Origin of the sequence: Microbacterium sp. UBA3486 (assembly GCF_002377845.1) — a bacterium.
In the GTDB taxonomy this organism is placed as follows: Bacteria; Actinomycetota; Actinomycetes; order Actinomycetales; family Microbacteriaceae; genus Microbacterium; species Microbacterium maritypicum_A.
This window is the reverse complement of record NZ_DFQP01000040.1, coordinates 18,682-34,512: the sequence shown is the minus strand read 5'-3', so window position 1 is coordinate 34,512 and position 15,831 is coordinate 18,682. Positions and strand designations below refer to the sequence as shown.

General features: G+C 65.4%; 14 protein-coding genes (1 of these 14 only partly in view). 10 read left to right on the top strand and 4 right to left on the bottom strand.

The genetic code is table 11. The features are described from left to right. Window positions 1-10 precede the first annotated feature (10 nt). From B2869_RS05945 to B2869_RS05910, 8 genes are all read left to right on the top strand, one after another. Entirely contained in the window at window positions 11-430 is a 420-nt protein-coding gene (locus B2869_RS05945) for a hypothetical protein (RefSeq protein WP_292763760.1), read from the top strand. After that, complete coding sequence (locus tag B2869_RS05940; RefSeq protein ID WP_292763757.1) at window positions 420-824, top strand: hypothetical protein; 405 nt, start codon at window positions 420-422, stop codon at window positions 822-824. The genes B2869_RS05945 and B2869_RS05940 overlap by 11 nt, the downstream gene beginning before the upstream one ends. Window positions 825-826: 2 nt before the next feature. Next, window positions 827-1,234 (top strand): hypothetical protein, encoded by a 408-nt coding sequence (locus B2869_RS05935; protein WP_292763754.1) that lies wholly within the window; start codon window positions 827-829, stop codon window positions 1,232-1,234. 501 nt (window positions 1,235-1,735) lie between these two features. Continuing rightward, window positions 1,736-3,025, top strand: a complete 1,290-nt coding sequence (locus tag B2869_RS05930) for a hypothetical protein (protein WP_292763751.1) — start codon at window positions 1,736-1,738, stop codon at window positions 3,023-3,025. Beyond that, window positions 3,022-3,378, top strand: a complete 357-nt coding sequence (locus B2869_RS05925; RefSeq protein WP_292763748.1) for a hypothetical protein — start codon at window positions 3,022-3,024, stop codon at window positions 3,376-3,378. The genes B2869_RS05930 and B2869_RS05925 overlap by 4 nt, the downstream gene beginning before the upstream one ends. Further along, entirely contained in the window at window positions 3,375-5,585 is a 2,211-nt protein-coding gene (locus B2869_RS05920; RefSeq protein ID WP_292763743.1) for a hypothetical protein, read from the top strand. Before B2869_RS05925 ends, B2869_RS05920 begins: the two co-directional genes overlap by 4 nt. Beyond that, entirely contained in the window at window positions 5,585-6,337 is a 753-nt protein-coding gene (locus B2869_RS05915; protein ID WP_292763740.1) for a hypothetical protein, read from the top strand. The genes B2869_RS05920 and B2869_RS05915 overlap by 1 nt, the downstream gene beginning before the upstream one ends. Next, complete coding sequence (locus tag B2869_RS05910; protein ID WP_292763737.1) at window positions 6,324-7,244, top strand: sigma-70 family RNA polymerase sigma factor; 921 nt, start codon at window positions 6,324-6,326, stop codon at window positions 7,242-7,244. The genes B2869_RS05915 and B2869_RS05910 overlap by 14 nt, the downstream gene beginning before the upstream one ends. On the opposite strand, the gene B2869_RS05905 is transcribed toward B2869_RS05910, so the two are convergent. Further along, a complete protein-coding gene (locus B2869_RS05905) occupies window positions 7,233-7,580 on the bottom strand; it encodes a hypothetical protein (RefSeq protein WP_292763734.1) in 348 nt (115 codons plus the stop codon). The genes B2869_RS05910 and B2869_RS05905 overlap by 12 nt on opposite strands. Before the next feature lie 654 nt (window positions 7,581-8,234). After that, window positions 8,235-9,176 carry a DUF1214 domain-containing protein gene (locus B2869_RS05900; protein ID WP_292763731.1) on the bottom strand — a complete coding sequence of 314 codons (942 nt, stop codon included), beginning with the start codon at window positions 9,174-9,176 and terminating at the stop codon, window positions 8,235-8,237. 201 nt (window positions 9,177-9,377) lie between these two features. Between B2869_RS05900 and B2869_RS05895 the strand changes: the two genes are divergently transcribed. Continuing rightward, entirely contained in the window at window positions 9,378-10,889 is a 1,512-nt protein-coding gene (locus B2869_RS05895; RefSeq protein WP_292763728.1) for a LuxR C-terminal-related transcriptional regulator, read from the top strand. Between the two features lie 70 nt (window positions 10,890-10,959). Continuing rightward, complete coding sequence (locus B2869_RS05890) at window positions 10,960-12,093, top strand: AI-2E family transporter (RefSeq protein ID WP_021200705.1); 1,134 nt, start codon at window positions 10,960-10,962, stop codon at window positions 12,091-12,093. Between the two features lie 27 nt (window positions 12,094-12,120). On the opposite strand, the gene B2869_RS05885 is transcribed toward B2869_RS05890, so the two are convergent. Beyond that, window positions 12,121-13,041, bottom strand: coding sequence for a diacylglycerol/lipid kinase family protein (locus tag B2869_RS05885; RefSeq protein WP_029260275.1), 921 nt, complete (start codon window positions 13,039-13,041; stop codon window positions 12,121-12,123). Between the two features lie 50 nt (window positions 13,042-13,091). Beyond that, window positions 13,092-15,831, bottom strand: the 3' portion of a protein-coding gene (locus B2869_RS05880; protein WP_292763723.1) for a bifunctional [glutamine synthetase] adenylyltransferase/[glutamine synthetase]-adenylyl-L-tyrosine phosphorylase. It continues 272 nt past the right edge of the window; the window shows 2,740 of its 3,012 coding nt (coding positions 273-3,012); the start codon falls outside the window, past its right edge; the stop codon is at window positions 13,092-13,094.

Here is a 15,831-nt window from a genome sequence, read left to right as displayed (position 1 = left end):
GGGCGTAGGCATGGCTACCTGGTACACATCTGATGGAGGTTCGGGATCGAACCGGCTCGACGGCGCATGGCCCGATGCGCCGACCGACAACATCGAATTGTGTGAGTTCCTGATGGACACGGCCCGTCAGCAGGTACTTGCCTACGCCCCAACCGAAACGGCCGCGGACGAGGTCTCCAATCTTCTGGATTGCCTCGGTTACCCGTCTTCCACGATCGCCGACGTACTGGCGTTGCTCGACGCGGAAGCACCTGAGGTTCCGACTCGATATGTCTTCGCCCAGCTACAGCAGGCCAAGAACCTGTTTAACGCCGGCCGGATCGTCGGAGACGGAGTGGGGCCGGAAGGATTCTCCTTCGTTCCGCGCCCACTCTCGAAAGAGATCCAGAAGATCATCCGCCCTCAGTCGGGGGTGGCAAGTGTTCTCTGACATCGCGGGTGTTCGAAAGGCTCTCAAAGAGCGCCTTGAAGAGTTGCTACCCAACTGGCCTGAGTGGGAGATCAGCGAGTTCATCAAGCAGCCTCCCACTGAGTATCGATCGCCGATCGTCATTTTCGAGTTCACCCGATTTGAGAGCGCGGCGAACGGGTCGCCGCTCGGCCCAGGTCAGGTCGCAGCGGCGATTGACATCGTCTTGGGCTCCCCGAAGACCACTGACGATGCGGGTGAGAGCGACGTGGATCAGCTCGCGCTCACTCTCATCAACATCATCGATTCTCAGTCCGACATCTATTGGGACTCGGCCGAGAAGCAGCGCCTTGAGAAATCCGGTCAGTGGATTTGGCGCATCCACACCACCGTTCTCACCTCATCAAAGGAGTAGCCATGCCTACGATCGCCAACGCCGCGTACTTCGGTACCACCGGAAAGCTCACCGTTGAGAGCGACGATTACACCGCCGCGGTGACGTCTTGCGCGCTCGTTCCGACAGCGCCGACAGCATCGACGACGGACATCGGCGGCGGAGTCACCCAGTTCGTCGGCGGTAACGCCTGGGTCGCGCAGGTCGCGTACAACCAGGACTGGAAGACCGCCAGCTCTTTCTCTCAGAAGCTCATCGAATGGCACGGCCAGACGAAGACCTTCACGTACACGCCAGACGACGGCGGACAGGTCGCAACGTTCTCTGCCCGCGTGCTCGCCGGCCAGTTCGGCGGCGGCGCTGCAACCATCCACGCCGCCACAGTCAACCTGCCCATCAACGGACAGCCGACTTTCGCGCCAGCGGGCTGACATGCGTAACGGGCGAATCAGCTTGCTGATCGATTCGCCTCTACGGGATCTGCTCATCTCACTGCGGGCAGTCCCCGCAGAGGCCAGGAAGAACGTCACAGCATTCACGAGAAAGAACGCTGAACCCATCTGGGTTGAAGAAACCCGCGACATGGCCGGCACCCGCTTGCAGCAGCGAGCTCTTGTCAACACTGCACGGGTGGGAGTGACTACGCGCAACATCTATCTGCGATCAGGCGGTGTCGGAACCATGTCTAGCGGCGCGGCCGTATCGACGGTGGCTTTCGGCGCGGAGTTCGGTGGCAACCCTGACAAGGTCATTGCGCAGACGTCTCGGAAAGGGAAGCCATACAGGCGCCGCATGGGAAACGTGTTCGGCGCACCCCGCCGCGGCGGCAACGTCGTCTACCCAGCAGCCCGGAAGTCCATCCCGCGCATCGCGTCAGTCGCGATCCAGTCCGCTTATCGGGCTCTGCTCGACGCATTCGATGGGAGGCGCTAATGGCGAAAGTCCATGAGATCGGGATTGGCGCCGACACTCGCGCCTTTGAAGACAAGATCAAGGCGGGTGTCATCAAGCCTACGGAGGACGCCGAAGACGCGATGAAGCGTCTGGATGACGCAGTGGGCGGGGCTGGCGATGCGAGCGGTAAGGCAGGCGGTCAGGTCGACAGCTTCGCCGACAAGCTCGCCGAGGCTGCACGTAAGGCCGGTAAGAGCGACGATGACATACGGGACGCACTCAAGCAGATGGGAGTCACGGCCGACGATGCCCGCCGCGCCGTCGACAAACTCGGGAACGAATTCCGGGACAGTGGCCGTGAGGGAGAGAGCAGCGTAGACAAGCTCGAGGATGCGTTGAAGGATGCTCAACGCGAGACTAAGGAGCTTGGCGATAAGGCGGACAAAGCCGGCGACGACGCCAGGCGCGGCATGCAGCGCGCCGAAGATGGGGTCAAGGACTTCAAAGAAGAAGCGCAGCAGTCCGCGCGCGAAACAGCGGCGAGCTTCGACGGGTCGTTCGAGTCGATCGCCGATTTGGCTCAGGAGATCGCCGCCAACGCGTTCGTTGGGTTCGGGCCTGCCGGAGCCGCGGCCGGTATCGCCGTGGCAGCGGGGCTGGGTGTGGCGGTCGACCAGTTCAACAAGATCGACGAAGCCTCGAAGGATGCCCTGCAATCGGCATACGACTTTGCCTACGGAATCGGATCGGCGTTCGACGCGGCCGACAAAGTCTCGGCAGTCGCGAACTGGACGAGCGACCAGGAGAAGTTCAAGCAGGTCTTGGATCTCACCGCGGCGTCAGGGTGGGATCAGGTAGAGGTCATCGATGCTCTCGTAGAGGGAGGCGACAAGCTCGACCGGCTCACCCAGGCATACGCGGATGGCGCTAACGCTGCCGGGTTGACGGTCGGGCAGATGCAGGTTCTTGACGGGATACTCCCCTCGATCAAGACAGGTCTTGAGCAGGGCGCCACGGCAGCACAGGCACAGGCTGAGTACCTCTACAAGCTCTCACAAGAAGCGGGGCAGGCAACGGGCGAAGTTGACGCGCTGGGCAACATCATCGTGAAGCTCCCCGGCGATGTCGAAGTGTCCATCAACGCAGAAACCAAGACTGCCACGACGGACATTCAGCGGGTCGAGGACCAGGCGACTTCAATCAAGGGCGGAACAGTCGCTCTGCGGGCCGACACGTCGGAAGTAGACCGCGCCATGCGACGTATCTCGGGCACGGTACTCAGGATCGGGACCAAGATCGTAGGCCCAGAAGGAGGGTGGGACCGATGACCACCACCATCACTCACGCCGGTGGGGTCATCACCCCGACGTCCATGCCCGGATGGGACGCGCGCGCAGACTTGCGATCGATCGTCCACACGATCATGGGGCGCAGCGACCCCGACATCACCCGTCGCCCAACTGGGATGCGCCGCGGAACTCTCACACTCGTCTTCGAGAGCGGCGCCGCCGCGTACGCTGCCCGGTCGATCCTCGCTGTGACGCAGCCACTCGACCTGGGGAACCCCTCGGTCGGTCAGGTGACCATGCGTTTCATCGTCGCTGGCAACGAACTTGGTGAAGTCATCGAAGATGCAGGGCAATGGGTGTTGTCGGTTCCCTTCCAGGAGATCGCGTCATGACGGTGATCTCGGATCATGTCTATTCCGCCCGCATCCTTGACGTGAGCGGCGACATCTCCCTGTCTTGGTCCGAGGACAACGCGGGGACAATCACCCTCGACGCCTCAGCGATCCCCCATGTGCGCGGATCGATCACACTCGCCGTCAAGGATCCGATGCTGCTCGAGAAGCTCGACCCCCGAAACGGACGTCGAGTCCTCATCGATGTGGCGGCATCGCTTCCTTCAGGGGCACAATCACGGACTTTCGATCTCGGAGTGCGGAGTGTTCAGCCCGACCGCGCCGCCGGCACCGTCACCGTTGCGCTTGAGTCTGACGAAGCCCTCCTCGACGATTTCGCGCAGCTCGCGGACGATGGCACCCCCCGGACCTATCAGGCATCGTTGCGGGCGGTGTGTGACTACGTGCTAGGTCGCGTCGGTGGGCTCGCGCCGAACCGGGCACAGGGTCCGCGCGGCACTTCGACCGCAGTGTGGTCAGCATCCCAGTCCGGTTCGGGAAGCCCAACACTCACCCCCACGACTACGGTCGGCCTGAACGTCGGCGGTGAGGGCATCGATACCTTCCTCCGCGCGCAGGCGACCACCGCGAGCACCTACATCGATATCCGCGGCACCGCGACGAACAACCTCCTCGTGGCACCGCTGGGCACCGCGATCACGGTTTCCACGTGGGTGCGCTCGTCGTCGATCACCGCGCCTGTCGGCCGGGTCTATGTGCAACAGCTCGACGCGGGCGGAACCGTGCTCGGCACATCCGATGTGGTCGCGTCCGTCACGTCCGGGCAGTTCGCGCGAGTATCGGCGACGGTGACCCGGTTACCGGGCGCGGTGCGCGTGGTCCCCATCTTCCGTATTTCCGGCACCGTGCCGGTAGGCGGTCGGCTGGACGCGACAGGGTTCGTGACGGAGCAGACCAGCAGACTTGGTCCGTATCGGGATTTCATGCTCGCTTCGGGCACGGAGGATGCGGACGTGACGGCTTTCTGGCCGATCACGAACCTCATCACGAACCCGTCGATTGAGCTCAACGCGGACGGGTGGACGGCCGGCACGAATGCCTCGGCGGTGTCCCGTCAGCCGGTGACATTCGATCCGCCGTCCGGGTTCGGTCTGCGTTGGACGACCAACGCGGCCGGAATCAGCTACGCCGACTATGCGGCCGCATCGGGTATCCGCGTCACCGGAGGCCGCTGGTACGTGCTCGCCGGGCACCTGATCTGTAGCGCCGCATCGACCGTGCACGCACGCGTGCACTTCAAGGATCAGCAGGGCGTGACGATCGCGCAGGTGACCGGCGCGAACGTCGCCGTGGCAGGCTCCGCGTGGAGTCGCCCGTTCGTGATCGCGAAAGCTCCCCCCGCCGCGACGAGCGCGAGCGTGCACTTCGGCTACCAGGCCACCGCCGCAGGCCAACAGCCGTACGTGGACGCGGCAATGTTCTACGAGGGCAACGAGGTCGTGCCCTACTTCGACGGGTCGACGGCCGGCACCGCCGCCTACACCTACTCGTGGTCTGCGTCCGCGCACGCCTCGTCGTCGTCGCGCACGCCGACGGTCGAGCGCCCGCCCGAGTCACTTGTGTGGCGTGCCGGGGTCTCGGGGATGGCGTTCCTGGAGCCACTGCTCAAGGCCGCAGGGCTCCGGCTGGTGTGCGACGAGCGCCGTAGGTGGACGCTCCGCAACAGCGACTACCGCGCCGACGGGAACCAGACCTACCGGCACGCGGTGAACATCGAAGCCGCGGAGGAAAACCTCAGCCGCGAGGACGACGCCTGGTTCGACGGCGCCGTATACGAGTACGTCTGGACCGACCGCGACGGCATCGAACAGCGCCGGTACGACGCGTTCGCGCTCACCACCAACTCAACCAAGGTGATCAGGGTTGAAATCCCTGATACCCCGTATCCCGGTCCGGGCCGAGCGGAGAGCATCGTGCGCCGCGCACAGGGCCGTGGACGCACTGTAAGCGCGTCCGCCATCCCGACCTGGACCGAACGCACCGATCAGACCCTCAGCGTGCTCCTAGAGGGCACGCCGATTCAGACAGGTATCGCCGGATCGGTGCGGTTCAACTTCGACACAGACACGGTGACGGTCACTAGCCGCACCACTGACACGCCCGCCGCCGCCTGGATCCTCATCCCGGCGGGAGAGCGCTGGATCGACTCGCCTCCGGGCGGGACATGGAAGAACGAGGTGATCTAATGCCCGAGTCCTACGTAGGCAACGAAGGAACCGCCGCCGCAGCCGACAGCATGACCGTCACGGACGGCACAGAAGACCGCCGCACCGGGTGGCTCGCGATCAACAAGACCCGCGACTACATCGTGTCCAGGTGTGCCGCCGCGCTCACCGCCGCGAAGGCGTACACCGACACGAAGGTCGCCGCGATCTCGCTCACCTGGAACGCGATCAGCGGAAAGCCCTCCACGTACCCGCCGTCCGCTCACACGCACACGTCGCTCGACAACGGCGGGATGCGCTTCGGTGAGGCGAGCGGCCAGTGGGCGACCTCGCAGACGATCTACACCGGCGCGAACATGTCGGTGGGCGGTCACGTCATCGTCCCGAACGCGACGCCGGCCACGTCTGGCTACGCGGTGGCGTACATCAACGGTGACGGGCGGCTCGCGAAGAACGCATCCTCCGAGCGGTACAAGAAGTACATCAGCGCGCTCGACCCGGCCAGCCTAGGCGACATCTGGCCGACGCTCAGCCGCTACCAGATGCGCCACGGCGACGGCTCCTGGAAGTACGGCTACATCGCCGAGCGCCTGGCCGAGCACCCCGACCAGGAACCATTCGTCGTCTACACCTACGACACCGATGCCGACGGCAACACGACGGTGACCGATCAGCCCGACAGCATCGACTTCATCGCCCTCCTCATGGCGCAGAACGCGCAGCTTCATGATCGCGTGCGTAAGCTCGAGGAGGATGCAAATGCTGTCGGCTGAGGATCCACTCATCAGCGAGTACTTGCCTGTCGTCTCCGGGCATATCGTCAACAAGTACTCGTGGATGGCGGAGCGCGGTAACTGTCTGATGTCGCTTGATGACCTCAAGCAGGTCGCTGCTATCGCCCTCGTCAAGCTGGTTTCAAGGTGGGACGATGTCCTGGCAGAACAGGACAAGACGCGCGAAGGAAACGGCGGACTGTTCTGGTGGTACCTCAAGACCGACGTCAAACGCGCGGTTTCGAAGTACTACCGAGACATCGCCCAGCACGGTGAGTACGATGCTCCGATTCTCGATGAGCTCGGTGCAGAGACCCTCGAGATGCAACGCACTTCGGTTCGTGCCCCTTCCGAAGCGGCCGGCGCCCGCCTGACCCGAGAGGACATCGTCGACTTCTATAGCCTCATGCCGTTGCGCGACAAGACGATCATCGCTCTTCGGTATTTCGATGAACTGCCGTACCCGCAGCTCGCCGACATCCTCGATGCGCAAACGAAGACCACACGGAACCTCACCATGAATGCCGTAAACAGGCTCAGGGCGTTCGCCCGGAATCAGTACATCGACGCCCCCGGGAAAGTCCCCGTTCGGATCGAACAGCCCTGGTCACCGCCACCCGCGCTACTGACCTACCTGCGCGAACGCCACCGGATGAACCTTGCCGAATACCTCGGGATCGTCACGATCGCCCTGCGCGTAGACGTCTCCTACCTCGTCGAGATCCTCCGCACGGATCGGACGAATGTGCCCGGGGCCATGGCCTCGACAATGACGTCATTCCAATGCGCCGCAGCCGATGAACTACTCAGACAGGGTGAAACGATGCGAGAGGTCGCACGGCGTCTCGACGTGAGCTACGGAGTGATCGTCAGCCACGCCAAGCGCAGACAGTCCTTAGCTGCCTGACACCCGATCCATGATCATCTGCTTAGTCTCGTTGACCTGGCTCTGACTGAGGTCGTCCTCGAAGTACATCAAGCATGTCGTCCGCCAGGCGTAGAAGATCTGCTCGTCGGCCGTTGTGCGGAGCCCAGCTTCGAAACCTTCGTCGCCGCAGTAGCCGTCAAGGGCACTGCCTGCGAGCTGATCGGCGGACTCCTGCATCGCGTCGCGGAATGCGTCATCGTCAGTGAACTCGATGAGGAAGCGCTCAGAAACCTCGTCGCGGGATGGAGCTGCTGAGCACCCCGCGAGCAGCAGCAGCGCCAGCGAGGCCGGGACTACGATTGCAATTCGTTTCATGGCTTGATCTTAAGTGCATCGGAACACGTAGGCCACATCCCTGTAGTCGGGTTAACCCCAGATCAGACCTGCTATAAGTCAAAGAAGACCAAGCATGCGAAGAAGTCATCGACAACGGGCACTCATCCCTCTAGGTTCCCTTGTATGTTGCCCCCAGAATCAATCGAGCAGATCGAACAGGTCGTCAGAGGTGTCGTGCGAGAAGAACTCGAGCGCCACCTGACCCTCAGGACGAGACCGACTTCGGTTGCCCTCACGCTTAGAGACGCGGCAACCGCCACCGGCTACAGCCTCGAGGGCATCCGTCAAGCGATACGACGCAACGAACTCGTCCCCTCCTATGCGAACTCGAAACCAGTGCTCATGGTCGAGGAGCTCGTGCGCTGGCTGCGTTCGCTGCCTGATGAACCCCGGCGCCTCTAGTCCGCAGAAAGTCCGCAAAAGGCCCGCTCTTTGCCATCTACCCGCATGAAGCGACAGCACCGACATCCGCGCAATCTCGCGGATACGCGACGGGCCATCACTTCCCATTTGCTTAGGCAGAGTACGAGCTGTACTTCGGCGTCTGACGACCGCGGAGCATCACGAAGAGCCCGTCCCCGCTTCTGCGGGGACGGGCTCTTCTGCGGTGGGGATGGCGGCGCGGGGCCTCACTCAGATCGCTTCGGGCCGGGGCGCGACCCAGGTGCCGTCGAGCACGGACAGGCGCGGTCGGTAGAGGCGCAGTGTGTAGTTCCACCCCGGCATGACGACCAGCGCGTTCGTGAGGCCGGCAGGGTGCACACCGAAGTGGATGGTGATCCCGCCGTCGTCGTCCGCGGTCGCCGTCAGGCTGTTGATACTGTTCACCCCGAGCTCGTTCTCCTCGAAATAGCCAGCGGCGTTGTAGAGCGAGACGGACCAGAAGGCGTCGACAGGAACGTCCGTCAAACGCAGACGATAGTCCCCGACCGGCAGGCCCTCGTCAACGCTGATGTAGGTCGCCTCGTACTCGGGCAGACCACCCCATCCGCCGGCGACGCCCAGCAGGTGCATGACGGGATCCACTTCCTCCCTCGTGCCGAACGCACGATCGTAGGTCGAGACGCCGCGCCCGAGAGTGAGCAGAGCATCGCGGGTCTCCGACTGCGACAGCTCATCGTACTCGGGGAACGGGAACTCCCCCGATCCACCGCCCACGAGACGAAGAGCGTCCTGGAGGCGATTCACCTCGGCGATGTCTTCGGCGTCGTTCGGGTCGACGAGGATGCGGACCAGGACCGCCGCGTGGTCGGTTCCTACGGCTGCGCGTGTGAGCGCATGGGCGCCGGGCTCGCGTAACAGGAACGGCGCGTAGTGATCCTGATTCACGACGAAGGCGGAGATGTAACGGCCACCCGTGTCGGGCAGCGTGAGCGTGACTCCTTCGCGCACATCGATGATGGCGCTGCTGTAGAGAGTGTCCCGGTTCTGCCGGATGATGGGCTGATCGTCGATCGACTTCAGCCCTCGCGTGTGATTCCAGGTCCCGAGCGTGCTCCCGGCGGCGAGCCGGGAGAACATCAAGTCGGACTCGGCACGAGCGAAGTTGCGGACGTTCACCTTCGTGGCTGACATGTCGTTCCTTTCTCTCGCGGCACAGACTCACCGCGAAGCATGGGTCGGGGTCGGATGGCCGGCCGTGACACGGTCCGGCAGCGCGGACCTCGTTGCGATTCTGTTCGCCCGATCGCTCTCCGGACGCACGCGTCATCCTCATCGGATGACATCTGCCTGCCCCACCAACATCACGGATTCCCACGCCGATATCGTTGTCCCGTGATCGATGCCGTCCGCGAGGACCCTTCTCCCAGCGATCCGGCACTCGCCCGCGCGGCGCTGCGCCGGAACTGGCTCCGACTCATCCTCGAATCCCGCACCCGACATCTCGAGCAGCTCTGCCTCGCCCACCCTGAGCCGCACGACCCGCACGTCCTCCTCATCCGTGCCTGCTGCCGCGACCTCCTCGGCGATTCGCACGGTGCCACGTTCCTTCGTGGCCAAGGAATGCGCATCGCGGACGACGACTTCGTGGTCTGCTTCACCGAGCTCCTCCTCGCTGCCGACACCCCGACGAAGGCCACGATCGCCGATCGCGCTCGGGAAGCTCTGACCGAATGCGGGCCCGACGACGACTACCCCTCGGCGCTCTTCCTCCTCGGTTGGACGGAGGTGCGCCTCCGACGTGATCTCTCCGGGGCCATCGGCCTCCTGCGCTCGGCCTCAGACGAGGCCCGCTTGCGCGGGCGGCCGGAGACCTATCGCCTCGCCCAATCCAATCTCGCCTTCGCCTTGACCCACGCCGGCCTCTTCACCGATGCCGAGCAGACGCTCGATGCGCTTCCCGTCTCGTCCTCGCCGTCGGACTGGGACATCTTCGAGGGCGGGCTCCCCCAGGCAAACCGCGGCACCATCGCATACTGGCGAGGCGACTACGACGATGCGATCGCCCACCTCGAACAGGTCGTGGACGAAGGCGGCCCCGGCAACAACTTCGAAGCCCTCGCCCGGCTGTACCTGGTCATGAGCATCATCGCGCTCAGGCGAGAAGACCGATACTTCGCCGCGGCCGGCCTGCTCCACGGGGTGAGCAAGGACGATAAGCACGGCATCCCCTGGGATACGCTGCGCCGCGTGATCTCCGCTCTGCTCGCGCACGCAGAGGGACACGACGACCGCGCTCGAACCATCGCGGCGCCGGTACTCGCCCGCCCCGGTGCCGCCGTCGCCCACGCGGTGCTCGCGGAGCTCTATCGTGTCCTCGAAGAACCCGCGTCGGCTGCGCAGGCGCTGCGGCTGGCGACATCGGGCGCGCTACCCCGCTACGCGCGGGCGAGCACGCTCGTCACTGCAGCGGCCCTGCGCTCCCTCGCAGGGCATGGAGCGGACGCGCACGAACAGCTCGACAGAGCTCTCGAATCCGCAGCCCCCGAGCGGATCCTCACTCCATTCCTCTCGGACGATCCGCTCATCGGCGATCTCCTGATCGCCCATGCCCACCGCGGATCCCGCCACGATGAGTTCCTCGGAACGATTCTCGAACGACGCGGAGAGCTGGCCCGACGACGGACGGGCATCTTCACCCCGCGCGAGAGCGAAGTCCTCGCATACCTGCGCACGACGATGACCGCCGAGGAGATCTCCACGCGTCTGGGGGTCGCCTATCCCACCGTCAAGACCCACATCAGCTCCATCTATCGCAAGCTCGGCGTCACCTCGCGTCGGGAGGCCGTCCTCAACGTCGACGCGAGGTCAGGAATCAGACATCGCCACGCCGCGCCACCGGCTTGACCGCGCGGGATCCAGGGTGATCAACTGGTGAGTCTGACCATCGACCGGGGGAATCATGCGCCGTAGAAGAGTGACCGCGAACACCGAGCTGCGCGCGTCGGCGGAGCCGCGCTCATCGCAGCCGTCGAATGCGGTCGCCGCATACGCCAGGACCAACCCATTCATGTTCGGCCTGCTGGGCGCCCTCGGAGTCCTCGTGGCGCTGGGGATCGGCAGCATCGTCGGGCAGCTCGCGACCGTGCTCGTCTACATCGGCGTCGCCGTGTTCCTCGCACTCGGGCTCGATCCGATCGTCACCTTCATCGAGAAGAAGCTCCCCCGCCCCGCGGCCGTCACCATCGTGGTCGCCGCGGTCATCCTGGCGTTCGCCGGCGTCATCCTCGCGATCGTCCCGCTGCTCGTCGAGCAGATCAGCAACCTGATCAAAGACGGACCGCAGATGATCAAGGACTTCATGGCCAGCGACTGGTTCAAGGACGTCAGCGGTCAGTTCGGCTCGACGATCGACGACGCCGTGCAAGGCATCCTCGGCTTCGTGCAGGACCCCAACAACTTCCTCGACATCGGGGGTGGTGTGTTCGCCGTGGGCGCGGGTATCGCCGGCGGCTTCACCGGGATCACGATCGTCCTGATCCTGACCCTGTACTTCATGGCGTCCCTGCGCAGCATGAAGCACGTGGCCGCCCGCTTCGTGCCCGCCTACCAGCGCGACACCTTCAGCGGCCTCCTCGAAGACGTCTCCGGCGCCGTGGGCCGCTACGTCATCGGCCAGGTGAGCCTCGCACTCATCAACGGCATCCTGAGCCTCATCTTCCTCAGCATCATCGGCGCCCCGGTTCCGGCCCTGCTCGCCCTGATCGCCTTCATCGGCTCGATGATCCCGCTGGTCGGCACGCTGACCGCGTCGATCATCAACTCGCTGATCTGCCTGTTCGTCTCTCCGCTGACCGCGCTGATCGCGATCATCTACTACCTCATCTACATGCAGATCGAGGCATACGTGCTGTCGCCGCGCATCATGAGCAAGGCCGTCGCCGTGCCGGGTGCGCTCGTCGTGATCGCCGCGGTGGCCGGCGCCGCGCTGGGCGGCATCCTGGGCGCCCTGGTCGCGATCCCCGTGGCCGCGAGCATCATCATCATCATCCAGAAGGTGACGTTCCCCGCGCAGGACCGCAAGATCGTCCCCCCGCCCGTCACCCGCTGACACGGGGACGGGACGGGGCGTTCGACCTCAGCGGACCAGGAGGGCGCCCGGCTCGACGCGCACGTCGAAGGCGGTGACCTCGCCCATCTCCTCCCCGTCGATCTCGAACACGAGGGGCGTCTTCAGCTCGACCGAGATGCTCTCGACCGGAAGGTGGCGGGCGGACTCGGTGCTCACGGCCTCGTCGGTGGCACCGAAGAGACGGCGGATGCCGTTGTCCCAGACGAAGGAACGGAGTGTGTCGAGCCACTGCAGCGCACCGTCCGCGCTGATCATGAGCACGTCGAGCTTGCCGTCGTCGAGCACCGCATCGGGAAGCAGACGGATGCCGCCCTGCACCATCCCGCAGTTGCCGATGAGCATGGTGTGTCCCCGCACGGCCACGGCCTTCTCCCCGTCGATCGCCAGAGTGATGTCGGTCATCTCGGTGCCGGCGAGTGCGCGGCCCATCGCCTCCACGTAGGCCAGCCAGCCGGCCTTGGACTTGAGGTCGTCGTCGGTCTCCACCAGCATCTGCGCATCGACGCCGAAGCCGACCATCACGGCGAAGGCGTGCTCGGTGCCGTCGTACGAGACCCAGCCGAGGTCGATCCGACGGGGCTCGGCGTCGCGCACGCGCTCCAACGCCGCCTTCACGTTGTTCAGCGGAACGTCGAGGTTGCGCGCAAGCAGGTTGCCCGTCCCCTGCGGCACGATCCCCAGCGCTGTGTCAGACCCCGCCAGGGACTCCGCGACGGCGCGTACAGTGCCATCGCCGCCGACGGCGATCACGATGTCCCGACCGTCTTCGCGGGCCTCACGAGCCATGCCCCGACCCGGGTCCTCCGGAGTCGTCTCCCACCAGCGGATGTCGTACTGAGCGTCGAACACGCCGCTCACGGCGGTCTGCAGGACCTCCTGCTCGACCTTCGAAGGGTTCCAGACGATGCCGATACGTGCGTGGGTCATATCGTCAGCTTGGGACACCTCGCCCGATACCGCAAACTCAGGCTGCGGACTCAGCCGTAGAAGAGCTGCTCGAAGGTCTTCCGTGCGCGTCGGGTGACCCCGAGGTAATCCTCTTCGAGCTCGGTCGCCGATCGATCGGGGTAGCCCAGGAGCCTGCCGATCGCGTCGAGCTGTCGACGATCCGCCGGCAGCACATCACTGGTCTGCCCCGTGAGCAGGGTGATCGCAGAGCGGAGACGGCTGGACAGGAGCCAGGCTTCACGAAGGCGCAGCGCATCCTCCTCGGAGACGAGATCAGCGGCGACGGCAGCCTCGAGGGCACCGAGCGTCGACGTCGTGCGCAACCCGGGAACCGCGTGCGCATGCTGCAGCTGCAGCAGCTGCACCAGCCACTCCACGTCGCTGAGCGAGCCGGGACCGAGTTTCAGGTGACGCCGCGGATCGGCGCCCTGCGGCAGCCGCTCCCCCTCGACCCTGGCCTTGATCCGCTTGATCTCACGTGTGCCCTGCAGATCGACGGACTCCGGATAGCGGATCGTGTCGGCCAGGGCGGTGAAACGCGTGATCAGCTTCGCGCTCCCGGCGACGCCGCGGGCGCGGAGCAGGGCCTGCGCCTCCCACGACAGCGACCAGCGTCGGTAGTACTCCGTGTACGCCTCGATGGATCGCACGACCGGCCCGTTGCGACCCTCCGGCCTCAGATCGGCATCGAGGTCGAGCGGGAGGCGATGATCGGTCAGGTGCTCGCGCAGCCCCGCCACGATCTGCGTCGCCAGCTTCTGGGCGCGCTGCGGATCGACGCCGTTCGCGTCGTACACGTAGAGGATGTCAGCGTCGGACCCGAAGCCGAGCTCGGCACCACCGAACCGTCCCATCGCGATGACGGCGAAGTCCAACGCCTCGTCTTCGAGCGGGACCACCTCGCGGATCACCGCGCGCAAGGCGGCTTGGATCGTGGCCTCGGTGATCTCGGTGAGTGCGGTGGCCACCTCTTCGATGGTGAGGACGTCGAGGACTGCTCCCATGGCAGTGCGCAGGAGCTCACGCCGTCGCAGCGCCCTGACGGCGCGCAGCGCATCGCCGATGGACTCATGACGCGTCTGTATCGCGCGAGCCTCCTCGTCGAGCGCTGCCGCGCCCCGAGGGCGCAGACGCCCCGCGCTGTCCAACCACGCCACCGATTCGGGGATCCACTCCAGGAGCTCCCCGACGTAGCGTGAGGATGACAACAGGCGGGTGAGACTCTCGGCGGCCCCTGAGGAGTCCCGCAGCATCCGCAGGAACCAGGGAGTGTCTCCGAGTCGCTCGCTGATGCGGCGGAATGCGAGGAGCGCGTAGTCGGGGTCGCTGCCATCCGCGAACCACCGCACCATGATGGGCATCAGGTGGCGTTGGATCGTCGCCTTGCGGCTCAGTCCGCTGGTGAGGGCGCCGATGTGGCGGAGAGCTCCCGCCGGGTCACGGAACCCGATCGCCGCCAGGCGGTCGTGCGCCTGGGCTGCGGAGAGCGTGCGCTCCTCCTCCGGCAGCCCGGCGACGGCGCTGAGCAGCGGCCGGTAGAACAGGCGGGTGTGGATCTCGCGCACCTCACGACGCACGCTCTCCCAGCGCGCCCACACTCCCTCGCCGCTCTCGGCCAGTCCGGTGCCTCGCGCCAGGATCCGAAGACCGGCAGGAGTGCGCGGCATCAGATGCGTGCGGCTGAGCTCCCTGAGCTGGAGGCGGTGCTCCATGAGCCGCAGCAGACGATAGTCGTCGGCGAACGCGGCTGCATCGACGCGTCCGATGTAGCCGCCCTCGACGAGTGCGTCGAGACTCTCCAGGGTTCCACGCGTGCGCAGCGATTCGTCGGTGAGACCGTGGACCAGTTGCAGCAGCTGCACCGTGAACTCGATGTCTCGCAGACCGCCGGCTCCGAGCTTCAGCTGATACGGCGCATCCTCGGGATCGATGTGCTCCATCACGCGCTCCCGCATGCGCTGCACGCTCTCCACGAAGTCCTGTCGCGCCGCGCTCGACCAGATCTTCGGCTGCACCGCGGCGATGTACTCGCCCCCGAGCTCGGCGTCTCCCGCGATCGGACGGGCCTTGAGCAGCGCCTGGAACTCCCAGCTCTTCGCCCAGCGGTCGTAGTACGCGAGGTGCGACGCGAGCGAGCGGACCAGTGCACCCTGCTTGCCTTCGGGGCGGAGAGCGGCGTCCACCTCCCACAGCGGCGGCTCCACCTCGATGGCGTCGAGGTTGCGCATGGTCTCGCGCGCGAGTCGCGTGGCGATATCGATCGCCCGCGCCTCCGAGAGGATCTCTTCGTCGCTACTCCCGCCGACGAAGATCACATCGACGTCGCTGACGTAGTTCAGCTCGCGAGCCCCGGCCTTGCCCATCCCGATGACGGCGAGACGCGTCGCGGCCACTTCCGCACGGCCCATCGATGCCTGCAGTCTGGTCCTGGCGACGGCGAGCGACGCTTCGAGGGCGGCACCCGCGATGTCCGCCAGCGCCGCAGACACCGGTCCGACGATCGACTCCGGGTGCGGATGCGAGAGATCATAGGCGGCGATAGCGGCGAGATGCCGACGATACGCGATTCTGATCGCGACGACCGCATCATCGTCGCCCGACTGCGCGAAGCCGTCTTCCGCGCCCACCGCAGCCAGCAGGCGCTCCTGCAGCTCCGCCGACGAGGGCAGCCCGACGATCGGCCCTTCCAGGACCGAGAGCTGATCCGGGTGGCGGAGGAAGAACTCGGCGAACCCTTCCGACGCGCCGAACACCCGCCATACCCGCCGC

Excerpts from the sequence above, each read along its gene's own strand:
- B2869_RS05945 (WP_292763760.1), top strand. The coding sequence starts at position 11 with ATGGCTACCTGGTACACATCTGATGGAGGTTCGGGATCGAACCGGCTC.
- B2869_RS05935 (WP_292763754.1), top strand. The coding sequence starts at position 827 with ATGCCTACGATCGCCAACGCCGCGTACTTCGGTACCACCGGAAAGCTC.
- B2869_RS05930 (WP_292763751.1), top strand. The coding sequence starts at position 1,736 with ATGGCGAAAGTCCATGAGATCGGGATTGGCGCCGACACTCGCGCCTTT.
- B2869_RS05925 (WP_292763748.1), top strand. The coding sequence starts at position 3,022 with ATGACCACCACCATCACTCACGCCGGTGGGGTCATCACCCCGACGTCC.
- B2869_RS05920 (WP_292763743.1), top strand. The coding sequence starts at position 3,375 with ATGACGGTGATCTCGGATCATGTCTATTCCGCCCGCATCCTTGACGTG.
- B2869_RS05915 (WP_292763740.1), top strand. The coding sequence starts at position 5,585 with ATGCCCGAGTCCTACGTAGGCAACGAAGGAACCGCCGCCGCAGCCGAC.
- B2869_RS05910 (WP_292763737.1), top strand. The coding sequence starts at position 6,324 with ATGCTGTCGGCTGAGGATCCACTCATCAGCGAGTACTTGCCTGTCGTC.
- B2869_RS05905 (WP_292763734.1), bottom strand. The coding sequence starts at position 7,580 with ATGAAACGAATTGCAATCGTAGTCCCGGCCTCGCTGGCGCTGCTGCTG.
- B2869_RS05900 (WP_292763731.1), bottom strand. The coding sequence starts at position 9,176 with ATGTCAGCCACGAAGGTGAACGTCCGCAACTTCGCTCGTGCCGAGTCC.
- B2869_RS05885 (WP_029260275.1), bottom strand. The coding sequence starts at position 13,041 with ATGACCCACGCACGTATCGGCATCGTCTGGAACCCTTCGAAGGTCGAG.